The sequence below is a fragment of the Nocardioides marmoribigeumensis genome (assembly GCF_031458325.1).
Lineage (GTDB): Bacteria > Actinomycetota > Actinomycetes > Propionibacteriales > Nocardioidaceae > Marmoricola_A > Marmoricola_A marmoribigeumensis.
This window is the reverse complement of sequence record NZ_JAVDYG010000001.1, coordinates 4,364,980-4,385,299: the sequence shown is the minus strand read 5'-3', so window position 1 is coordinate 4,385,299 and position 20,320 is coordinate 4,364,980. Positions and strand designations below refer to the sequence as shown.

General features: G+C 71.9%; 20 protein-coding genes. 10 read left to right on the top strand and 10 right to left on the bottom strand.

What is annotated here, in order from left to right:
• Positions 1–40: 40 nt before the first annotated feature.
• Genes J2S63_RS20990 through J2S63_RS20975 form a run of 4 tightly spaced genes read left to right on the top strand, consistent with a single transcriptional unit; the run spans position 41 to position 5,657 of the window.
• Positions 41–2,308, top strand: coding sequence for an acyl-CoA dehydrogenase family protein (locus J2S63_RS20990; RefSeq protein ID WP_310306439.1), 2,268 nt, complete (start codon positions 41–43; stop codon positions 2,306–2,308).
• Positions 2,305–3,849 carry an OB-fold domain-containing protein gene (locus J2S63_RS20985; RefSeq protein WP_310306437.1) on the top strand — a complete coding sequence of 515 codons (1,545 nt, stop codon included), beginning with the start codon at positions 2,305–2,307 and terminating at the stop codon, positions 3,847–3,849. Before J2S63_RS20990 ends, J2S63_RS20985 begins: the two co-directional genes overlap by 4 nt.
• Positions 3,846–5,027, top strand: a complete 1,182-nt coding sequence (locus J2S63_RS20980) for a lipid-transfer protein (protein WP_310306435.1) — start codon at positions 3,846–3,848, stop codon at positions 5,025–5,027. The genes J2S63_RS20985 and J2S63_RS20980 overlap by 4 nt, the downstream gene beginning before the upstream one ends.
• A gap of 9 nt (positions 5,028–5,036) precedes the next feature.
• Positions 5,037–5,657: an L-threonylcarbamoyladenylate synthase gene (locus tag J2S63_RS20975; RefSeq protein WP_310306433.1), complete on the top strand. Its 621-nt coding sequence runs from the start codon at positions 5,037–5,039 to the stop codon at positions 5,655–5,657.
• Positions 5,658–5,663: 6 nt separating this feature from the next.
• Here J2S63_RS20975 and J2S63_RS20970 read toward each other — a convergent pair whose 3' ends face one another.
• From J2S63_RS20970 to kstD, 6 genes are all read right to left on the bottom strand, one after another.
• Positions 5,664–6,434, bottom strand: a complete 771-nt coding sequence (locus J2S63_RS20970) for an amino acid ABC transporter ATP-binding protein (protein ID WP_310306431.1) — start codon at positions 6,432–6,434, stop codon at positions 5,664–5,666.
• Positions 6,421–7,086 (bottom strand): amino acid ABC transporter permease, encoded by a 666-nt coding sequence (locus J2S63_RS20965; protein WP_310306429.1) that lies wholly within the window; start codon positions 7,084–7,086, stop codon positions 6,421–6,423. The genes J2S63_RS20970 and J2S63_RS20965 overlap by 14 nt, the downstream gene beginning before the upstream one ends.
• Before the next feature lie 23 nt (positions 7,087–7,109).
• Positions 7,110–7,949 carry an amino acid ABC transporter substrate-binding protein gene (locus tag J2S63_RS20960; protein ID WP_310306426.1) on the bottom strand — a complete coding sequence of 280 codons (840 nt, stop codon included), beginning with the start codon at positions 7,947–7,949 and terminating at the stop codon, positions 7,110–7,112.
• A 63-nt stretch (positions 7,950–8,012) separates the two neighbouring features.
• The gene (locus tag J2S63_RS20955; RefSeq protein WP_310306424.1) at positions 8,013–8,411 is read right to left on the bottom strand and encodes a low affinity iron permease family protein; all 399 of its coding nucleotides are present in this window, start codon (positions 8,409–8,411) and stop codon (positions 8,013–8,015) included.
• A gap of 57 nt (positions 8,412–8,468) precedes the next feature.
• Positions 8,469–9,353, bottom strand: coding sequence for an enoyl-CoA hydratase ChsH3 (gene chsH3, locus J2S63_RS20950; protein ID WP_310306422.1), 885 nt, complete (start codon positions 9,351–9,353; stop codon positions 8,469–8,471).
• Between the two features lie 43 nt (positions 9,354–9,396).
• Positions 9,397–11,055 carry a 3-oxosteroid 1-dehydrogenase gene (gene kstD, locus J2S63_RS20945; RefSeq protein ID WP_310306420.1) on the bottom strand — a complete coding sequence of 553 codons (1,659 nt, stop codon included), beginning with the start codon at positions 11,053–11,055 and terminating at the stop codon, positions 9,397–9,399.
• Positions 11,056–11,163: 108 nt separating this feature from the next.
• On the opposite strand from kstD, the gene hsaA reads away from it, so the two are divergent.
• The 4 genes from hsaA to J2S63_RS20925 are packed head-to-tail and all read left to right on the top strand — an operon-like array spanning position 11,164 to position 14,767.
• A complete protein-coding gene (gene hsaA / locus J2S63_RS20940) occupies positions 11,164–12,330 on the top strand; it encodes a 3-hydroxy-9,10-secoandrosta-1,3,5(10)-triene-9,17-dione monooxygenase oxygenase subunit (RefSeq protein ID WP_310306418.1) in 1,167 nt (388 codons plus the stop codon).
• 1 nt (position 12,331) lies between these two features.
• Positions 12,332–13,216, top strand: coding sequence for a 4,5:9,10-diseco-3-hydroxy-5,9,17-trioxoandrosta-1(10),2-diene-4-oate hydrolase (hsaD, locus tag J2S63_RS20935; protein ID WP_310306417.1), 885 nt, complete (start codon positions 12,332–12,334; stop codon positions 13,214–13,216).
• Positions 13,213–14,109, top strand: a complete 897-nt coding sequence (gene hsaC, locus J2S63_RS20930; protein ID WP_310306415.1) for an iron-dependent extradiol dioxygenase HsaC — start codon at positions 13,213–13,215, stop codon at positions 14,107–14,109. Before hsaD ends, hsaC begins: the two co-directional genes overlap by 4 nt.
• A gap of 1 nt (position 14,110) precedes the next feature.
• On the top strand, positions 14,111–14,767 hold the full coding sequence (locus tag J2S63_RS20925) for a flavin reductase family protein (protein ID WP_310306413.1): 657 nt from the start codon (positions 14,111–14,113) through the stop codon (positions 14,765–14,767).
• On the opposite strand, the gene J2S63_RS20920 is transcribed toward J2S63_RS20925, so the two are convergent.
• Positions 14,764–15,396 (bottom strand): hypothetical protein, encoded by a 633-nt coding sequence (locus tag J2S63_RS20920; protein ID WP_310306411.1) that lies wholly within the window; start codon positions 15,394–15,396, stop codon positions 14,764–14,766. The genes J2S63_RS20925 and J2S63_RS20920 overlap by 4 nt on opposite strands.
• A 16-nt stretch (positions 15,397–15,412) precedes the next feature.
• Here J2S63_RS20920 and J2S63_RS20915 point away from each other — a divergent pair, with 16 nt between their 5' ends.
• The gene (locus J2S63_RS20915; RefSeq protein WP_310306409.1) at positions 15,413–15,577 is read left to right on the top strand and encodes a hypothetical protein; all 165 of its coding nucleotides are present in this window, start codon (positions 15,413–15,415) and stop codon (positions 15,575–15,577) included.
• 181 nt (positions 15,578–15,758) lie between these two features.
• Here the strand turns inward: J2S63_RS20915 and J2S63_RS20910 are convergent, their stop codons facing one another.
• Positions 15,759–17,018 (bottom strand): multidrug effflux MFS transporter, encoded by a 1,260-nt coding sequence (locus tag J2S63_RS20910; protein ID WP_310306407.1) that lies wholly within the window; start codon positions 17,016–17,018, stop codon positions 15,759–15,761.
• Positions 17,019–17,091: 73 nt separating this feature from the next.
• Between J2S63_RS20910 and J2S63_RS20905 the strand changes: the two genes are divergently transcribed.
• Entirely contained in the window at positions 17,092–18,234 is a 1,143-nt protein-coding gene (locus J2S63_RS20905; protein ID WP_310306405.1) for an ROK family protein, read from the top strand.
• Positions 18,235–18,249: 15 nt separating this feature from the next.
• Here J2S63_RS20905 and J2S63_RS20900 read toward each other — a convergent pair whose 3' ends face one another.
• Both J2S63_RS20900 and J2S63_RS20895 read right to left on the bottom strand, forming a co-directional pair.
• A complete protein-coding gene (locus J2S63_RS20900) occupies positions 18,250–19,134 on the bottom strand; it encodes an HpcH/HpaI aldolase/citrate lyase family protein (RefSeq protein ID WP_310306403.1) in 885 nt (294 codons plus the stop codon).
• 11 nt (positions 19,135–19,145) lie between these two features.
• Complete coding sequence (locus tag J2S63_RS20895) at positions 19,146–20,207, bottom strand: HpcH/HpaI aldolase/citrate lyase family protein (protein WP_310306401.1); 1,062 nt, start codon at positions 20,205–20,207, stop codon at positions 19,146–19,148.
• Positions 20,208–20,320: the final 113 nt, after the last annotated feature.

The window sequence follows — 20,320 nt, the reverse complement described above, 5'->3', positions numbered from 1 at the left end:
CACGTTCTAGTCCGTGTGCTCAGCCCGCAGGAGGCGCCGCGTGCGATTCGCGCTCACCGAGACCCAGGAGGCCGTCGCCGGCGTCGCCGCTCAGGCGCTCGGCCGCGCGGCCTGCTCGTGGCAGGACCTGGCCGAGGCGGGGCTGCTCGCCCTCCCGCTCCCGGGGGAGTACGACGGGGAGGGGCTCGGGCTGCCCGAGATCGGCGTGCTGCTGCGCGCGGTGGGGTCGCACGCGGCGGTCGACCTCCCGGTCTGGGAGACGCTGGTCTGCGGGGTGCTGCCGGTCGTGGCCCACGGCACCGACGCGCAGCGCAAGCGACTGCTCCCGGGGGTCGCCGCCGGGGAGACCCGCCTGGCCGCCGCGCTCAACGAGCCCGGCGCCGCGACGCCGCTGCAGCCCGGCACCCGCCTGACCCGGGACGGTGAGGACTGGCGGCTCGACGGCCTCAAGGTCCACGTGTCCGGCGCGTCGGACGCCGCGGCCCTGCTCGTGAGCGCCTCGTCCGACGAGGGGTCGGTCGTGGTCGTCCTCGAGCCCTCCGCCTCCGGCGTGACCCTGGTGGAGTCACGCTCCTCCCGCGAGGTCGCCGAGCACACCCTCCACCTCGACGCCGTGCGCGTCCGCGCCGACGACGTGCTCGGTGGAGCCCCGGGCACCGCCGAAGCGGCCGCCGCCGCGCAGTCGCTGCGCGAGCACGCGGTCGCCGGGCTCTGCCTGCTCGGCGACGGCCTGCTCGCCGGCGCCCGCGACCTGACCGCCGGCTACGTCAAGGAGCGCCGCCAGTTCGGCCGCTCGCTGGCCGAGTTCCAGGCCGTCGCGATGCAGGTGGCCGACGTCTACGTCGCGGCCCGCACCGTCGGCCTGGCCGCCACGTCGGCGGCGTGGCGGGTCTCCGAGGGGCTCCCGGCCGCGGACGACCTCGCGGTCGCGGCCTACTGGCTGGCCTCGCGCGGCCCGGCGGCGCTCGGCACCTGCCACCACGTGCACGGCGGGATGGGCGTGGACATCACCTACCCGCTGCCCCGCTTCTCGTCGTACCTCAAGGACGTCGTGCGGCTGCTCGGCGGCGAGGAGGCGACCCTGGCCGCCGTACCCCCGGAGGAGACGGAGGGCAAGAACCTCGAGCTGACCGAGGACCAGCGGGCGTTCAAGGCCGAGGTGCGCGCCTACTTCTCCACCCTCGTCTCCCCGGAGGACCGCCGCACCCTGCTCACCGAGCGCCACGGCGAGACCTACGAGCGCATCGTCAAGCAGATGGGCGCCGACGGCTGGATGGGCGTCGGCTGGCCCACGGAGTACGGCGGCAAGGGGCTCGGCGAGGTCGAGCAGCAGGTGTTCGTCAACGAGGCGGCGCGTGCCGACGTGCACCTGCCCGCCGTGACGCTGCAGACCGTGGGTCCGACGCTGATGGCGCACGGCACCGAGGAGCAGAAGGAGAGGTTCCTCGGCCCGATCCTCAAGGGCGACGTGCACTTCGCCATCGGCTACAGCGAGCCCGACGCCGGCACCGACCTGGCGTCGCTGCGCTGCAGCGCCCGCCGCGACCCTTCGACAAGCTCAGGAGGGGCCGGCGACTACATCGTCAACGGCCAGAAGATGTGGACCACCGGGGGCCACGCCGCCGACTACGTCTGGCTGGCCGTGCGCACCGACCCCGAGGCCCCCAAGCACAAGGGCATCTCGGTGCTCATCGTCGACACCACCGACCCGGGCTACTCCTGGACCCCGATCATCACCGCCGACAACAGCCACCACGTCAACGCGACCTACTACTCCGACGTGCGCGTGCCCGTGTCGATGCGCGTGGGCGAGGAGAACGCCGGCTGGCGCCTGATCACCTCGCAGCTCAACCACGAGCGCGTCATGCTCGCGCCCGCCGGCCGGCTCGAGGGGCTGCGCGACGACGTGCTCGCCTGGGCGCGCACCCAGTCGCTACCCGACGGCACCAGCGTGGCGGACCTGCCCGCCGTACGCCGTCTGCTGGGGCGGATGACCGCGGCCTTCCGGGTCAACGAGCTGCTCAACTGGCAGGTCTGCGAGGCGGCGGCCGAGGGCGAGCCGTCGGTCGCGGACGCCTCGGCCAGCAAGGTGTTCGCCTCCGAGGAGCTGCAGGAGGTCGGGCGGATGGCCGAGGAGGTCGTCGGGGCCTACGCCGACCCGGCCGACCCCGCGACCGCCGAGCTCCTGCACTTCCTGGACAGCAGCGCCAAGCGCTTCCTCGTGGTGACCTTCGGCGGCGGGGTCAACGAGGTGCAGCGTGAGCTGGTCTGCATGTTCGGTCTCGGCCTGCCCAAGGTGCCGCGATGACCACGGTGGAGGCCGCTGCCGAGGAGCTGAAGGCGCTGGGGGAGACCGAGCCGAGGCTGGCCCGCGACCCGGTCAACCAGCCGCAGGTCCACACGTGGCTGGAGGCGATGGGCGACGCGCACCCCGTCTACCGCGACACCCCCGAGGCGGTGCAGGTGTACGGCGGCCCGGTGGCGCCCGTCGCGATGCACCAGGTGTGGACGATGTACGGCCTCGGTCTCCCCGGCGAGGACCCGGTCGCCGGACGGGCCGGGGACCCGCTGCACCAGATGATGGGCGTCCTCGACGAGGCCGGCTACACCTCCGTGCTCGGCACCAACTCCGACCAGACCTACGACCGGCCGCTGCGCCCCGGGGAGCAGCCGACCGTGAGCATCCGGCTCGAGTCGGTGGTGGGGCCCAAGCAGACCGGCGTCGGCGAGGGCTGGTTCGTGACGACCAGGTCGATCTGGCGCGTGGGCGACGAGCAGGTCGGCACGATGCTCTTCCGGGTCCTGAAGTTCAAGCCCGCGGCGAGGAAGGGCCCCGACCTCACGGACCCGGCCCGCACGGTCCGGCCGTCGGTCAACCGCGACAACGAGTACTTCTTCCAGGGCACCTCCGCCGGCGAGCTCAGGATCCAGCAGTGCAAGGCGTGCGGCGCCCTGCGGCACCCGCCCGGTCCCGTCTGCCCGGAGTGCCTGGCGATGGACCGCGGGTTCGTCGTGGCTGCAGGCAGGGGCACCGTCTACTCCTTCATCGAGCACCACGCTCCGCAGATCCCCGGCAAGAAGCTGCCGCTCCTGCTGGCCGTCGTCGAGCTCGACGAGGGCGTCCGCATGATCGGCGAGCTGCGCGGGACCGACCGCGCCGACGTCGAGATCGGGATGCCGGTGCAGGTCGGCTTCGACCGGATCGACGACGAGCTGACGCTGGCCTACTGGGAGCCGGTGGGGGCTGGTCTCGACAAGCTCGACCACCGGGAGGCGGCTGGTCTCGACAAGCTCGACCACCGGGAGGCGGCTGGTCTCGACAAGCTCGACCACCGGGAGGCGGCTGGTCTCGACAAGCTCGACCACCGGGAGGCGGGTGGTCTCGACAAGCTCGACCACCGGGAGGCAGCCGGTCTCGACGAGCCCGACGACCGGGTCGCCCTCCCGGCCTGGGAGCTGCCGATCACGCGCACGCTCGTGGTCTCGACGGCGCTCGCCACCCGCGACTTCCAGGACGTCCACCACGACCCGGTGCTGTCGGTGCAGAAGGGCACCAAGGACATCTTCCTCAACATCCTCACGACCACGGGCCTCGTGCAGCGCTACGTCACCGACTGGGCGCTCCCGGCGTACGGCCCGGCCGCGCGGGTGACCGCCTGCGACCTGCGGCTGGGGGCACCGGCCTACCCCGACGACACGCTCGTCCTCGAGGGGCACGTCGCCGAGGAGCGTGAGACCGACCAGGGCAAGGAGCTCGTCATCGACGTCGTGGGCAGGGTCTCGCTGGGCGCGCACGCCACCTCGCGGGTGACGGTCTCGACAGGCTCGACCACCGGGGTCTCGGCATGAGCGGGTTCCGCGGCGCGGCCTCGATCGCCGGCATCGGTGCGACCGAGTTCTCCAAGGAGTCCGGCCGGTCCGAGCTCCAGCTCTCCTGCGAGGCGACCCTCGCGGCGCTGGCCGACGCCGGCCTCGAGCCGGGCGACGTCGACGGCCTGGTGACGTTCACCATGGACAACTCGGCGGAGATCGCGCTGGCGCGCGAGCTGGGCATGGGCGAGCTGCGGTTCTTCTCCCGCATCTCGTACGGCGGCGGGGCGGCCTGCGCGACCGTGCAGCAGGCCGCGATGGCGGTCGCCACCGGGGTGGCCGACACCGTCGTGGCCTACCGAGGCTTCAACGAGCGGTCGGGCCAGCGCTTCGGCCAGGTGCAGACCTGGGCGGCCGCGCAGGTCAACACCAACGGCCTGGACAACTCCTTCAGCTACCCCCACGGGCTGAGCACCCCGGCCGCGACGGTGGCGATGCAGGCCCGGCGCTACCTGCACGAGTACGCCGCCACCAGCCGTGACTTCGGGCTCGTCGCCGTGGCCGACCGCAAGCACGCCTCGACCAACCCGGCGGCGTTCTTCCACGGGCGGCCGATCACGATCGAGGACCACCAGGCCTCACGGATGATCGCCGACCCGTTACGCCTGCTCGACTGCTGCCAGGAGAGCGACGGCGCGGTGGCTCTTGTTGTCACGACGACAGAAAGAGCGCGCGACCTCGCGCAGGGCGGGGTGCCGGTCCTGGCTGCGGCGCAGGGGAGTGCCGACGAGCAGTACGTCATGACCTCCTACTACCGCGGAGACCTCGGCATCCCCGAGATGGGCGTCGTGGGGCGCGAGCTGTGGCGCCAGTCGGGCCTCGGGCCCGGCGACATGGACACCGCCGTGCTCTACGACCACTTCACCCCCTACGTGCTGATGCAGCTCGAGGAGCTGGGGTTCTGCGGACGGGGAGAGGCGCCGGGGTTCATCGCCGACGGCGCGATCGAGCTCGGCGGACGGCTGCCCCTCAACACGCACGGCGGCCAGCTGGGCGAGGCCTACATCCACGGCATGAACGGCATCGCCGAGGCGGTGCGGCAGATGCGCGGCACGTCGGTCAACCAGGTCGACGGCGCGCAGCACGTCGTGGTCACCGCGGGCACGGGAGTCCCCACCAGCGGGCTCGTCCTCGGAGCGGCCGGCAGCGACAACTAGGCTGACGGGGTGGCCCGCTACTTCGACGTGCACCCGCAGAACCCGCAACCCCGCAGCATCGCGCAGGTGGTCCAGATCCTGCGGGAGGACGGGGTGATCGCCTATCCCACCGACACCTGCTACGCGTTGGGTTGTCGGATGGACAACCAGTCCGGGCTGGAGCGCATCCGGCGCATCCGCGGGTTCGACGAGCGGCACCACATGACGCTGGTGTGCGCCGACTTCGCCCAGCTCGGCCAGCTCGTGCACCTCGACAACGCGGAGTTCCGTGCGGTCAAGGCCGCGACCCCCGGGCCGTACACGTTCATCCTCCCGGCGACCAAGGAGGTGCCCCGGCGGCTCTACCACCCCAAGAAGCGCACGGTCGGCATCCGGATCCCCGACAACCCCGTGGTCAAGGCGCTGCTCACCGAGCTGGGGAAGCCGATCCTGTCGAGCACGCTGATCCTGCGCGGCGAGGAGGACCCGATGACCGACGGCTGGACGATCAAGGAGGAGCTCGACCACCAGGTCGACGCGGTCATCGACGCCGGCGAGTGCGGGGCGGTGCCCTCCACGGTCGTCGACTGGTCCGAGGGCTACCCCGAGGTCGTGCGGGTCGGCGTCGGGGACCCGGCGCCGTTCGAGTGATCCCGGTCAGCGACCGCGCTGGACGCGGCTGACGAACTGCCGGGTGCGCGCGACCTGCGGGTCGTCGAGCACCGCCGCGGGGGCACCGCGCTCGGCCACGACGCCCTGGTCCATGAAGACGATCTCGTCGGCCACCTCGCGGGCGAAGGCCAGCTCGTGGGTCACGATGACCATCGTCCAGCCCTCCTCGGCGAGCTCCTTGATCACGTCGAGCACGTCACCGACCAGCTCGGGGTCGAGGGCGGAGGTCGGCTCGTCGAAGAGCAGCACCTCGGGCCGCATCATCAGTGCCCGGACGATGCCGACGCGCTGCTGCTGCCCACCGGACAGCTCGTGGGGATGGCGGTCACGCTTGTCGGACAGCCCCACGCGAGCCAGGAGCCGCTCGGCCTCGGCGACCGCCTCGTCGCGCGGACGGCGGCGCACCTGGACCGGGCCCTCGATGACGTTCTGGAGGACGGTCAGGTGCGGGAACAGGTTGTAGTGCTGGAAGACCATGGCGCTGCGGTCGCGCAGGGCGCCGATCGACCGGTCGCCCACCGGCGACGAGAAGTCCACCGACAGGTCCCCGACGCGCACCACGCCCGCGTCGGGTCGCTCGAGACCGTTGAGGGACCGCAGGACCGTGGTCTTGCCGGAGCCCGACGGGCCGATCAGCGCGACGACCTTGCCGCGCGGGACCTGCAGGCCGATCGAGTGGAGGACCTCGTGGTCACCGAAGGACTTGCGCAGCCCGGTGACTTCGAGCAGCGGCGCGGCGGGCTCAGACGGCGACATGGCGGTCGAGCCTCCTCTCGAGGCGGGACTGGCCGGCGGACAGCGCCAGGCACAGCACCCAGTAGACGACAGCGGCCTCGGTGTAGATCAGCATGAACTCCGAGCTGAACGCCGCGATCTCCTGCGCCCGGCGGAACAGCTCGGTCACGAGGATCGTGGACGCCAGCGAGGTGTCCTTGACCAGGCTGATGAACGTGTTGGACAGCGGCGGCACCGACACCCGAGCGGCCTGCGGGAGGATGATCCGCTGCAGCGTCTGGCGGCGGGACATGCCGATCATGTGGGCGGCCTCCCACTGGCCCTTGGGGACCGAGAGGATCGCCGCCCGGACGACCTCGGCGGCGTACCCCCCGACGTTGAGGGAGAACGCCAGGATCGCGCTGGGCCAGGGGTCGATGCGGATGCCCACCGAGCCCAGGCCGTAGAACACGATGTAGAGCTGCACCAGCAGCGGCGTCCCGCGGACCACCGAGACGTAGGCCCGGCCGACCGCCGCGACGGACCTGACCCGGCTGAGCCGCATCAGCGCGACCGCGAGCGCGATCATCAGCCCGATCGCGAACGACGCCAGCGCGAGCGGCACGGTGCCGAGCGCGGCGTACGTCGCGATCGGCCCGAGCGAGCTCCGGACGAGGTCCCAGTCGATGTCCACAGCGGATCAGGGCGCTCCGGCGGTCAGCCGGAGACGTCCTCGCCGAAGTACTTCTCGGAGATCCGGGTCAGCGTGCCGTCCTTGCGGAGCTTCTCCAGCGCACGGTCGACCGCCGTGACGAGGTCGTCGCTGCCCTGGCGGAAGGCGATGGCGTTGCGGGCCTCGTCCTGGGTCCTCGCCGCGATCTGGAGGGTGTCCTTGCCCTCGGTCTTCTGCCAGTCGAGGAAGGTGAGGGAGTCGTTGACCGTGGCATCCACGCGGCCCTGCTCGAGGAGCGCGACGGCCTGGGCCCAGCCCTCGACGTTCTGGATCTCGGCGCCGTTCTGCTTGGCCAGGTCGTACCAGTTGGAGGTCAGCGACTGGGCGGTCGTCTTCCCGCGGAGGTCCTCGAACGAGGAGATGGAGGTGTCGCCCTTACGCACCACCACGACGCCGGGGCTGACGGTGTAAGGCGTGGAGAACGCGTAGTCCTTCGTGCGCTCCGGGGTGATCGAGACCTGGTTGGCGATCGCGTCGAACCGCCCGGCGTTGAGCCCGGCGAAGATCGCGTCCCACTGCGTCTCCTCGAACTTCACCTCGACGCCGAGCTCGTCGGCGACGGCCCTCATCACCTCGACGTCGTAGCCGGTCAGGGGACCGGAGCCGCCCTCGTGGAAGGTGAAGGGGCGGTAGGTGCCCTCGGTGCCGACGGTGATCACGCCGTCCTTCTCGATGCTCGCCAAGGAGGTGCCGCTCTTCTGGTCCTCGACACCGGTGCTGCCGGCCTTGTCGGGGCCACCGCCGCAGGCGGCCAGCGAGAGCGTGGCAGCAGCGAGGGTGGCCGCGAGCACGCGGCGGGTCAGGAGGCGGGTGTGTGAGGTCATGCCGTCCTCAGCGACGCCCCGGTCCGGAGGATTCCGGAGGGTCCGTGACAGGTTCGTCACACCTCAGTGCTTCTCCTCCAGGCCGACGGCCTCGCGGAGGTCGCCGAGCGCCTCCTTCAGCCGCGGGTCGTCCCCGGCGCGGGACTCCATCAGCGCGGCCAGGGCCTCGGCGAGCACGTTGAGCTTCTCCTGCGCGGCCTCCTCGCTGCGACGGCCGGCGTTCTCGAGCAGCACGAGCAGCAGGATCGACAGCACGCTGCCGACGGTGTGGATCACGACCTGCCACTCCTTGGCGGAGGGGAACAGGGGATAGCTCGCCGCCCAGAGGACGACGACGGTGAGGCAGAGCAGGAAGAACGGCGCGCGGCTCACGCGCTGCTGGACCGCCTCGACGAACCTCTCGAACGGTCCACGTCCGGCACCGGCCTGCTGCCGGGTCTCAGCTGCTTCGTTGCGCTCCACAGGGGGAGCGTAGGGCCGCGTCCGGCCGACAGCGGCGTGACGCGCCCTCGCCGGAGGTCAGGCCCTGACCAGGACGCCGTCGGCGAGCACCGGGGCGCCGTTGCGGTCCGCGACGCTGCCGGCGACCTCGGCGCGGAGCAGGATCCGGTCGCCCTCGTCCCAGGCCAGCACGCGGATGCCCTCACCGGGGAAGACGATGCCGGCGAAGCGCGCGCCGAAGGACCGCACGCTCGAGGAGTCCGAGCCGAGCAGGCCCTGCACGACCTCGCGCAGCGCGATGCCGAAGGAGCAGAGGCCGTGGAGGATCGGCGCCGGGAAGCCGGCGCGCTCGGCGAACGCCGGGTCGGCGTGCAGCGGGTTGCGGTCGCCGCACAGGCGGTAGAGCAGCGCCTGCTGCGGGGTCACGGCGTACGTCGAGTCGAGGTCCGGCGCGCGGTCGGGCAGCTCGACGGAGGTGGACGGGCCCCGCTCGCCGCCCCAGCCGCCCTCGCCGCGGACGAAGATCGAGGACCGTGTGGTGAACAGGGGCTCGCCCGCCTCGTCGACCGCGGAGCCCTCCTGCACGATCACGCTCGCCTTGCCCTTGTCCCACACCTCGGCGATGCGCGTGTGGACGGTGCCCGATCCCGACGTCGGCAACGGGCGGTGGAGGGTGATCTCCTGGCTGCCGTGGACGACCTGGGCGAGGTCGATGTCGATGCCGGGGAAGGAGACCTGCGGAGGGGCGGTCTCGTGGAAGGTCGGGACGACGACCCCGAACGACGGCAGCACCTGGAGGTCCGCGGTGTCGTTGGTGTAGCTCAGCGTGGCCGGGTCGAGGTGGTCGCCCGGGCGCGACCCGAAGCCGATGCCCAGGTGGTAGAGCAGCACGTCGGACTCGGTCCAGCTGAACGACCGGTCGGGCAGCTCGGCGCCGATGGCGACGTCGGGGTCGATGGGCATGTGGTGCCTTCCGTCGGTGTGGTCTCGACAAGCTCGACCACCGTCAGGTGGTCGCCAGGTCCTCTGCGGCAAGGTAGCCGAAGACGATGGCCGGACCGATGGTGGCGCCGGGCCCGGCGTAGGTGTTGCCCATGACGGCCGCGGAGACGTTGCCCGCGGCGTAGAGCCCCTCGATCACCGAGCCGTCGGGCCGCAGCACGCGCGCGTGCTCGTCGGTCACGAGGCCGCCCTTGGTGCCGAGGTCGCCCGGGACGATCTTGACCGCGTAGAACGGCGCCTGGTCGATCGTGTGGAGCGAGGGGTTGGGCTTGACCGTCGGGTCCGAGTAGTACTTGTCGTAGGCGCTCTCGCCGCGGTGGAAGTCCTCGTCGACGCCCGCCCGGGCGAAGCCGTTGAACCGCTCGACGGTCTCGGTGAGCGCGTCGGCCGGCACCTCGATCTTCTCCGCGAGGCCCTCGATCGTGGCGGCCTTGACGACCACGCCCTCCTTGAACCAGCGGCCGGGGAACGGCTGGCGCGGCCCGAGACCGGCGAAGAGGTAGCGGTTGCGGTAGCGCTGGTCGAGCACCAGCCACGACGGCACGTGGGACACCCCGGTCGCCTGGCCGGCGTACATCTCGTGCGTAGCCTCGACGTAGGGGAGGGCCTCGTTCATGTAGCGGCGACCGGCCCCGTTGACGATGATCGAGCCCGGCAGGTTGCGCTCGGCGAGCGCGAACCACGGGCGACCCGGCAGCGGGATCGTCGGGCCCCACCAGGCGTCGTCCATCAGGTCGGTGTCGGCCCCGACCGCGATGCCGGCCAGGTGGCCGGCCCCGGTGTTGGAGCTCGACCCGGTGGTCCAGCCGGCGTCGGTGGGGGAGGGCAGGTACTTCTCGCGCAGCTCGAGGTTGGCCTCGAACCCGCCGCTGCCGAGGATCACCCCGCGGCGCGCGCGGATGGTGCGCCGCTGCCCCTGGTGGTCCACCACGACGCCGGCGACGCGTCCGTCCTCGACGAGCAGCTCCTCGAGCGACGTGTCGTACTCCACCGGCACGCCGGCGTCGACCAGGCCCTGGCGGAGGCCGATCGCGATCGCGTTGCCCATGGCGTACATCCGCTTGCCGCGCAGCAGCGACAGGATCCGGCGCAGCATGACCAGCATCATGGTCACGGGGCCCTTCCACGTGCGCAGGCCGAGGCTGATCTTGCGGAAGTCGGCCTGGGTGACGATCAGGTTGGCCGGGGCCTTGGTGTACGGCGGGTGGAGGCGGTCGAGCTCCTCGCCGAGGAAGCGGCAGTCCATCGGGACCGGCTCGACCGACCGGCCCCGGGGCCGGCCACCGGGCTGCTCGGGGAGGTAGTCGGCGTACTCCGGCACCCAGGTGAAGCGCACGGGCGTCCTGTCGCGCAGGAAGTCGAGGACCTCGGGGCCGCGCTCGAGGTAGGTGTCGCGGCGGGTCTTGGGCACGACGTCGCCGACGATGCTGTCGAGGTACTGCTTGGACCGCTCGAGATCGTCGGGGTCCACCTGCCCGGCCTCGCGCAGGGCGTAGTTGCCCGGGATCCAGACGCCTCCGCCCGACCGCGCGGTGGAGCCACCGAAGAAGCTGCTCTTCTCGACCAGCAGCGTGTCGAGGCCGTGCTGCGCCGCGCTCGCGAGCGCCGCGGACATGCCGGCACCGCCGGCGCCGACCACGACGACGTCGTACTCGTCCTTCATGCGAAAAACTGTAACAGGTTCTACTTGGCGGAAGCCCCGCGTGTCTCGCGCAAAACGAGAACGTGTTCTAGTATTGCTGGTGGTCGGTTGTTCAGACAGGAGAGAGCCATGAGCCAGGCAGTCCTCGACGGGGTCCGTGACCTGCTTCCCACCTTCCGCTCGCGAGCGGACGAGGCGGAGCGGCTGCGGGTCGTCCCCGACGCCAGCATCAAGGAGCTGAGCGAGACCGGCTTCTTCAAGCTGCTGCAGCCACGGCGGTTCGACGGGCACGAGTCCGACCCCGAGACCTTCTACACCGCGGTGAAGGAGATCGCCGGCGCGTGCGGCTCGACCGCGTGGGTCTCCTCGGTGGTGGGCGTCCACCCGTGGCAGGTCGCGCTGTTCCCCGACGAGGCGCAGCAGGCGGTCTGGGGCTCCGACACCGACACGCGCCTCTCGTCGTCGTACGCCCCCACGGGCAAGGCCCAGCAGGTCGAGGGCGGCTTCCAGCTGAGCGGTCGCTGGTCGTTCTCCTCCGGCTGCGACCACTGCCAGTGGGTGCTGCTCGGCGGGCTGGTGTTCAACGCCGAGGGCCAGGTGGTCGACTTCCGCACCTTCATGGTCCCGCGCAAGGACTACACGATCGAGGACGTCTGGAACGTCGTCGGCCTGCGCGGCACCGGCTCCAACGACATCGTCGTCGACGACGTGTTCATCCCCGAGGCGTTCACGCTCTCGATGTCCGACACCGGTCGCTGCTTCGGCCCGGGCCAGGAGCAGAACACCTCCGACCTCTACAAGCTGCCGTTCCACTCGGTCTTCACCATGACCATCTCGACCCCGATCATCGGCATGGCCTACGGCGCCTACGCCGAGCACGTCGAGATGCAGCAGAAGCGCGTGCGCGCGGCCTACCTCGCGGAGAAGACCTCGCAGGACCCCTACGCCACCGTCCGGATCGCGCGTGCCGCCAACGAGATCGACTCCGCCTGGGTGCTGCAGATGCACAACCTGCGCGAGCTGCAGGCGAGCGTGGCGAAGGGCGAGCGGATCCCGCTGCAGCTGCGGCTCAAGGTCCGCCGTGACCAGGTGATCGCCAGCGAGCGCGCGATCCGCGCGATCGACATGATGTTCGAGGCCTCCGGCGGACGTGCCCTGGCCGAGGGCACCTACCTCCAGCGGCAGTGGCGCGACGCCCACGCCGGTCGTGTGCACGCGGCCAACGACCCCGAGCGCGCGCTGGCGATGTTCGGCTCGCTGGAGTTCGGCCACAAGATCGACCCGGGGATGTACTGAGGTGACGCTGACACGGGAGTCCACCCGCCAGAAGGCCGAGGTCCGCGGGATCACGATCAGCTACCACGAGGCGGGGGTCTCGACAGGCTCGACCACCGGTGGTGGCCTGCCGCTCGTGATGCTGCACGGCGGCGGACCGGGCGCGTCGGCGTGGTCCAACTTCGGCAGCGCGCTGCCCGGCTTCGCCGAGGACTTCCGCACGATCCTGGTCGACCAGCCGGGCTTCGGCTGGTCGGACAAGCCGGCGGTCGAGGGCAACTACTACCGCTTCGCCGCCGAGCACGTGCTGGGCCTGCTCGACGAGCTCGGCATCGAGCGCTGCCACCTGCTCGGCAACAGCCTCGGCGGCGGCACCGCGATGCGGCTGGCGCTGATGGAGCCCGACCGCGTCGGGCGGCTCGTGCTGATGGGCCCGGGAGGGCTGTCGCTCAACCTCTTCCACGCCGACCCGACCGAGGGCGTGCAGCGGCTGATGGACTTCGCCGCCGACCCCTCCCGCGAGGCGCTGCGCGCCTTCATCTCCACCATGGTGGTCAACCAGGCGCTGGTCACCGACGAGCTCGTCGAGGAGAGGTACGCCGACGCCACCGCGCCGGGTGCCCGCGAGGCCATGGCCAGCATGGGCATGAGCTTCTGGAACCCCGAGACCGCCGAGGACGGCATGCTCTGGCGCGAGGCCCACCGCCTGCGCAAGCACACCCTGCTCACCTGGGGCCGCGAGGACCGGGTCAACCCCCTCGACGGTGCGATCGCCGCCCTCAAGCTGATCCCCAAGGCGCAGCTGCACGTCTTCCCCCGCTGCGGGCACTGGGCGCAGATCGAGGCCGCCGACGAGTTCCGTGAGATCGCGACGGCCTTCCTGGCCAGGCACGAGGAGCGCAGATGAACGTGGACATCCGGTCGCTCGGCTACGTCCGGGTGGAGAGCACCGACCTCGACCAGTGGCGGCACTTCGCCGGCAAGGTGCTCGGCCTCGCCGAGGGGCGGGGGCCGTCCGCGGACAACCTCTACTACCGCATCGACGAGCTGTCGGCGCGCCTCGTCGTGGTGCCCTCCGACCGCGACCTCCTGTCCTGCATGGGCTGGGAGCTCGCCGACCACCGCGCGCTCTCCGACGCGGTCGACCACCTCAAGCACCACGGGGTCTCCGTGGAGTCCGGCACGAGCGAGGAGCTCGCGGAGCGTCGGGTGGAGGGCATGGTCCGCTTCACCGACCCGTGGGACAACGTGTTCGAGCTCTACCACGGGGCGACCTACGAGTCGCGGCCCGTGGTCACGCCCTACGCCCAGACCTTCGTGACGGGCGAGCAGGGGATGGGGCACATCGTCGTACCCGTCACCGACGACGTGGAGGCGCTGCGCTTCTACACCGACGTGCTGGGCTTCCGGCTGCGCGACTCGATGCGGATGCCGGGGGAGTTCGTCGGCAAGGAGGCCGGCTCGACGGTGTGGCTGCGGTTCCTGGGCTGCAACCCGCGCCACCACTCGCTGGCGTTCCTGCCGATGCCCAACCCCAGCAAGTGCGTGCACATCATGTTCGAGGTCGAGAAGCTCGACGACGTCGGCCGCGCGCTCGAGCGGGTGCGCAAGCACAAGGTGCCCCTCAGTGCCACACTGGGACGTCACATGAACGACCAGATGGTGTCGTTCTACGTGAGGTCCCCCGGTGGTTTCGACGTGGAGTACGGATGCGAAGGCTTGCAGGTGGACGACGCCCGGTGGGTGGCACGCGAGTCGACGGCGGTCTCCTACTGGGGTCACAGCTTCGGCGGCAGCTGAGGTGGTCGCGCTGAGCGGCAACGACCTGGACCCACCTGAGGGCATGCGTGCCGACGCGGCCGCGGTGTGGCCGCCCCCCGAGCTGATCGACCAGTTCCTGGGCGACATGGACTTCGAGTTCCGGCTCGGCGAGGACGTCCACCTCCCGACCGACGACCCCGACGCGCTCGCCGAGGCCCGGCGGTTCCGCGACGTGCTGGGCCGCTTCGCCAGCGGGGTCACGGTCGTCACCTCGATGAGCGGTGACACCCCGGTCGGCATGACCTGCCAGTCGTTCTGCTCGGTGTCGCTCTCGCCGCCGCTGGTGCTGTTCTGCCCGGCCAAGACCTCGCGTGCGTGGCCGCTGATGCGTCAGGCGGGGTTCTTCTGCGTCAACCTGCTCGCCGCCTCGCAGTCCGACCTGTCCAACGGCTTCGCGACCCGTGGTGAGGACAAGTACGACGGGGTCGGCTGGTCGCCCGCCAAGACCGGCGCCCCCCTGCTCGACGGGGTCGTCGGCTGGGTCGACTGCACCGTCGAGCGGGTCCACGAGGCCGGCGACCACTACGTCGTCATCGGTCGCGTCCAGGACCTCGGCTTCGGTGAGTCCGGCCCCGACGGCGCACCGCCGCCCTTGACGTTCTACCGCGGGCGCTACGGCACCCACACGGAGGACTAGAGGTCGACCGCGATCTCCTCGCCGAGCCTCGCCCCGCGCAGCTCGAGGTCGTCGCCGCTCCAGAAGCGGCCAGGGTCGTAGTAGTTGGTCGGGCGTTCGTCGCCGAGCAGCCCCATCGCCTGGTAGGTCGCGGCCACCACCTCGGCGCAGTACGTCGACTCGACCGGCGCCTGCCGTCGCACGCGTCCTCGCGCCCAGCGCCCGGCCAGCGCCGCCGTGCTGGGGAAGGGCGTGCCGTCCAGTCGCGCGATCGTCCTGAGGACGGCGTCCTCCTGCTGCTCGGTCGTCTCGGGCTCGAGCTGGCGGAACCACGCGTCCTGCTCGTAGTGGGTGACCCACCGGTCGACCGCCTCCCGCAGGTCGTGCAGCTGGACCCCGCGGTGGTGGGTGCCGCTCCACACGTCGAGCAGGCTGCGACCGAGCTCGGCATGCCACATCAGCGGCGGCAGGTCGTCGATCACGACGGCCATGCCGACGTGGTTGACCGGCGCGTTGGTCAGCGTGCGGATCGCCTGGTCGGCGGCGGACCTGCCGCGGAACAGCCACACGTCGCCGGTGCGGGTCACGTCGACGGCACGGTCGAGAGCGACCACACTGTCCCCGGCACGGTGTCTCGGACGCTCACCCATGGGAGGACTCTGCGCGATGAAGCTCTGGAAGGCACTCGGACTCGCCGGGCTGGCCGGGGTCACGGCCACCGGGGTGGTCATCGCGCGGGACCAGCGCAAGCGTGCCCAGGTCACCCCCGACCAGGTGCGCGAGCGCCTGCAGCAGCGCCTGTCGGAGGCTGAGTCCCCGAGCGCCGGGTAGCGTACGAACGACGTCGACAGCCGGGTCGCCTCGAGCACCTCGAGCGCCCGGCGGGCGTTGGTCGCCCCGCCCATCGGCACGAGGCGGACCTGCGCGGGGTCGCGACCGGCCACCGATGCGGCGACCCGGACGGCCGCGACGTCGCTCGTGCCCTCGAGGAGCACGTGGACGGGATCCGTGGTCACGCCTCCAAGTGGAGCACGCGCCGGCGAGACGACCGCGCGGCCGCCACGGCCGTCACCGCTGCGGCGGCGAAGAAGAACGCCATGCCGCTCGCCATCACCGGCACCGTCTGCACGCCGACGACGCCGGTCAGGGGCGTGGTCAGGGCGCCGGCGAGGAAGGGCAGCCCGCCGCCCAGCGCGGCCGCGGTGCCGGCGTACCGGCGTCCTGCCTCCTGGGCGATCGCGGAGTTCGAGGGCAGGAAGGCGCCGAGACCGGCGGTCATCGCGGCCAGGCAGACCCACACCACGACCAGCGGGGGCCGGCCCGGGAGCGAGGTGGTCGAGACCGCGACGAGGGTGAGGACCGCGGTCGTCTGGACGACGACGGCGACGCGCCGGAGGACGACCGGTCCGAGCCGCATCACCAGCAGGCGGTAGGCGATGCTCGCGGCGACCATGGCGACCGCGTTGACGGTGAAGAGCCGGGCGTAGTCGCCGGGGGTCAGCCCGAGGTCCTCCTGGAGGACCAGCGAGGACCCGCCGATGTAGATGAAGAAGCCCGCACTGGTCAGGCTCTGCACGATCACAGGCGTGCGGAACGCCCGGTCGCGCAGCAGGTCCGCGGACCGCAGCCGCAGTGCGCGCAGGCCACCCGGGTGGCGCTCGGAGGGCGGCAACGTCTCGGGCAGGCCGACGAGCGCGGCGACGGTCATCGCGACACCGATCGCGGCGAGGAACCAGAAGACCAGGCGCCAGTCGCCGACGGCGAGGAGCACGCCGCCGATCGCCGGGCCGACGACCGGGGCGATGAGGCTGACCGCGGTGAGGGTGCCGAACATCGCCGCCGCTCGGCGGCCGACGTAGGTGTCGTTGACGACCGCGCGTCCGACCGCGACGCCGGCCCCGCACGCGAATCCCTGGAGGAGGCGCGCTGCGATCATCACGGTCGCGGAGTCGGCGAGCGCGCAGACGACCGAGAGCACCGTGAACGCGACGGTCGAGGCGAGCACGAGGCGGCGTCGTCCGTGCGCGTCGCTGATCGGGCCGATGACCAGCTGGCCGATCGCCATGCCGGCGATGCAGGCGGTCATGGTCAGCTGGGCTGCCGCGTCGGACGTCGCCAGCGAGGCGGCGAGGGCCGGCAGGGCGGCGATGTAGGTGTCGGTCGACAGCGCGCCGGTGCCCGTCACGAGGACGAGGGCGACGGTCGAGGGGCGGCGGCCGCGCGGGGGCGCGGGGGAGTACGTCGGGGCGTACGTGCGGTCGGTCGTGCTCACGTCCTCCAGGGTCGGGCCACTCGGGGACGGCTTCCCACGGGTTTTTCGTGAGATCACGGTTAACCTGGGCCTCATGCGACCGGCGGAGCAGCGGATCGTCGAATACGCGTCCTTCTCCGGGTGGGTGGACCGCGTGGAGCTGGCTGCTGCGCTGGACCTGCCGGCCCCGACCGTCACGACCGCGGTGCGCAAGCTGCTCGCGGCCGGTTCGCTGGTCGCAGGGGACACCGACACCGGGAGCGGGCGGGCCGGACGGCCCCGCCAGCGGCTGCGCGTCGCCGGGCCCGCCCCGATGACCGGCCTCGTGTCGTGGAGCCACGACCGCCTGCGACTCCGGCTGCTGGACCCCTCCGGCGAGCTGGTCCGAGAGCTCGGACGCGAGCAACCGGTGCCGGACGCGGGTGCCCACGGGCTGTCACCCGCGGTCGCCGAGCTGGTGGCGGCAGCCGGGCAGGTGGCTGACCGACGCCTCGCCGCGGTCGTGGTCAGCGTGCCTGCGCCCTTCCTCCGGGGGACCGGCACCCCGGTCGAGCACCTCGGTGCGGAGGACTGCCCCCGCCGGTTCCCGGTCCGCTCGTCGGCCGGGGCGGAGCGCGCCCTGAGCGAGGAGCACGGGATCCCCGTCCTGCTGGAGAACGACGCCAACCTGGGCGCGCTCGGCGAGCTGGTGCACGGGGCGGGGGCCGGGGTCGACTTCGTCCACCTGACCATCGGCCGGCACGGGTTCGGCAGCGGCGTGGTCGTCAACGGGCGGCTGGTGCGCGGCGCCCGGGGCTACACCGGTGAGCTGGCCCACCTGCAGATGGACCATGACGGCCCGCTGTGCACGTGCGGGGGCCGGGGGTGCCTCTGGATGCAGCTGCGCCACCTCACCGCGATGCAGGAGGGGGCGCCGGCCACGACGCTCGACTTCGCCGACCTGCCCGACCGCGCCGTGGCGGGGGACGCCGGCGCGGCCCGTCTCCTGCGCGACGTCGGCCGCACCATCGGCCGGCCGCTGGCCCAGCTCTGCACGATGCTCGACCCCCACCGACTCGTCCTCGACGGGGCCCTCGGCCCCGCGATGGACCACCTCGTGCGGGGGATCAGGGAGAGCTTCTCCGTCGACGCCCCGCCGGCGGTCGCCGACAACATCGAGGTCGTGGTCAGCCCGCTGCGCGCCGCCGACGTGCTCGGGGCGTGCGAGCTGCCGTGCGAGCACGCCCGGCACGCCTGAGCGTCGGGCCCAGGGTCAGGAGGCGTCGGCCTCGAGCTCCTGGATCGCCTCGTGCATGGTGAGGACCCGCTGGGCGGACTCGACGTGCAGGTTCTCGATCATCCGACCGTTGTAGGTGACGACGCCGCTCCCGCGACCGTCCTCCCACGCCTGCAGGATGCCGCGCGCGTCCTCGACCGCCTTGTCCGACGGGGCGAACGCGCGGTTGGCGCCCTCGACCTGGCCGGGGTGGATCAGCGTCTTGCCGTCGAAGCCCATCTCGCGGCCCTGCTGGCACTCGGCGAGGAAGCCCTCGGTGTCCTTCACGTCGTTGTAGACGCCGTCGATGATCGCCTTGCCCTCCGCGCGCGCGGCGAGCAGCGCGAGCCCGAGACCGGTGAGCAGCGGCTGGCGGCCGGGGACGTGCTCGGCGTAGAGCTCCTTCGCGAGGTCGTTGGTGCCCATCACCAGCACGGTGAGCCGGTCGGACGCGCCGGCGATCTCCTGCGCGTGCAGCATCGCGTGCGGGGTCTCGATCATCGCCCAGAGCTTGGTGTGCTCGGGCGCCCCGTGCTTCTCGAGCGCGGCGACCAGCTCGCGGACGGCGTCCGCCGACGAGACCTTGGGCACGACGATCGCGTCCGGCCCGGCCTCGCTGGCCGCGGCGAGGTCGTCGGCGTGCCACTCGGTGTCCATGCCGTTGACGCGGATGGTGACCTCGCGCCGGCCGTACTCGCCGGAGCGGGCGGCCGCGCACGCGTTGTCGCGAGCCGACGGCTTGGCGTCGGGGGCGACGGCGTCCTCGAGGTCGAGGATGAGCCCGTCGACAGCCAGCGACTTGGCCTTCTCCAGCGCGCGCTCGTTCGACGAGGGCATGTAGAGGACGGAGCGGCGGGGACGGAAGGCGTTCTTGTCAGTCATACGAGAAACCCTCAGCCGATCTCGATGGCGTCGTACTGCGACTTGAGCTCGGGGTCGATCGCGGCCAGCTCCTCGGCGAGCGCGACCATCACCTTGCACTGCTTGACCGAGGCGTCGTCCTCCATCTTGCCGTCGAGCATGACCGCACCGGTGCCGTCGCCCATCGCGTCGATGACCCGACGGGCGTGCTTGACGTCCTCGACGCTGGGCGAGAAGACCTTGTTGGCCACGGCGATCTGCTTGGGGTGCAGCGACCACGCGCCGACACAGCCGAGCAGGAAGGCGTTGCGGAACTGGTCCTCGCACGCGACCACGTCGGCGATGTCGCCGAACGGGCCGTAGTAGGGGTAGATGCCGTGCATCGCGCAGGCGTCGACCATGCGCGAGATCGTGTAGTGCCACAGGTCCTGCTGGTGGGTCGACCGGGCGCCCTCGATGTCGCCGTCGGTCGGGTCCTCGCGGACGAGGTAGCCGGGGTGACCGCCGCCGACGCGGGTGGTCTTCATGCGGCGGTCGGCGGCGAGGTCGGCCGGTCCGAGGGACAGGCCCTGCATGCGCGGGCTCGCGCCGCAGATCTCCTCCACGTTGGCGACGCCTCGCGCGGTCTCGAGGATCGCGTGCACCAGGATCGGGCGGTCCAGGCCCGCCTTGGCCTCCAGCTGGGCGAGGATGCGGTCGACGTAGTGGATGTCCTCGGCGCCCTGCACCTTGGGCACCATGATCACGTCGAGCTTGTCGCCGATCGCCCGGACCAGCGTGGTGAGGTCGTCGAGCACCCAGGGGGAGTCGAGCGCGTTGATCCGCGTCCACAGCTGGGTGGGGCCGAAGTCGGTCTCCTGACCGATCGTGACCAGGCCCTCGCGCGCGGTCTCCTTGTTCTCGGCCTTGACCGCGTCCTCGAGGTTGCCGAGCAGCACGTCGACCTTGCCGACCATGTCCGGCACCTTGGCGGCCATCTTCGGGTTGCCCGGGTCGAAGAAGTGGATGGCGCGGCTGGGCCGGGCGGGGATCTCGCGCAGCGGGGCCGGGGCACCGACGGCGAGGGGGGCGAAGAAGTCCTTGGCGCTACGCATCCTCGGACCGTAGCGCAGCGGTTCCGGGCGCGGACACGGTGCGACGGATGAAGTTCCCCACATCAGAGGGGAGGCGGGCCGCGTCGTAGGTGACTCGCGTCGCGTTCACCCTT

What these genes read in the sequence shown, in the direction of transcription:
- J2S63_RS20985 (WP_310306437.1), top strand. Translation starts at nt 2,305, where the DNA reads ATGACCACGGTGGAGGCCGCTGCCGAGGAGCTGAAGGCGCTGGGGGAG.
- chsH3 (WP_310306422.1), bottom strand. Translation starts at nt 9,353, where the DNA reads ATGCCCATCGACCCCGACGTCGCCATCGGCGCCGAGCTGCCCGACCGG.
- J2S63_RS20970 (WP_310306431.1), bottom strand. Translation starts at nt 6,434, where the DNA reads ATGTCGCCGTCTGAGCCCGCCGCGCCGCTGCTCGAAGTCACCGGGCTG.
- J2S63_RS20920 (WP_310306411.1), bottom strand. Translation starts at nt 15,396, where the DNA reads ATGGGTGAGCGTCCGAGACACCGTGCCGGGGACAGTGTGGTCGCTCTC.
- hsaC (WP_310306415.1), top strand. Translation starts at nt 13,213, where the DNA reads ATGAACGTGGACATCCGGTCGCTCGGCTACGTCCGGGTGGAGAGCACC.
- J2S63_RS20900 (WP_310306403.1), bottom strand. Translation starts at nt 19,134, where the DNA reads ATGACTGACAAGAACGCCTTCCGTCCCCGCCGCTCCGTCCTCTACATG.
- hsaA (WP_310306418.1), top strand. Translation starts at nt 11,164, where the DNA reads ATGAGCCAGGCAGTCCTCGACGGGGTCCGTGACCTGCTTCCCACCTTC.
- J2S63_RS20895 (WP_310306401.1), bottom strand. Translation starts at nt 20,207, where the DNA reads ATGCGTAGCGCCAAGGACTTCTTCGCCCCCCTCGCCGTCGGTGCCCCG.
- J2S63_RS20905 (WP_310306405.1), top strand. Translation starts at nt 17,092, where the DNA reads ATGCGACCGGCGGAGCAGCGGATCGTCGAATACGCGTCCTTCTCCGGG.
- J2S63_RS20960 (WP_310306426.1), bottom strand. Translation starts at nt 7,949, where the DNA reads ATGACCTCACACACCCGCCTCCTGACCCGCCGCGTGCTCGCGGCCACC.
- J2S63_RS20915 (WP_310306409.1), top strand. Translation starts at nt 15,413, where the DNA reads ATGAAGCTCTGGAAGGCACTCGGACTCGCCGGGCTGGCCGGGGTCACG.
- kstD (WP_310306420.1), bottom strand. Translation starts at nt 11,055, where the DNA reads ATGAAGGACGAGTACGACGTCGTCGTGGTCGGCGCCGGCGGTGCCGGC.
- J2S63_RS20980 (WP_310306435.1), top strand. Translation starts at nt 3,846, where the DNA reads ATGAGCGGGTTCCGCGGCGCGGCCTCGATCGCCGGCATCGGTGCGACC.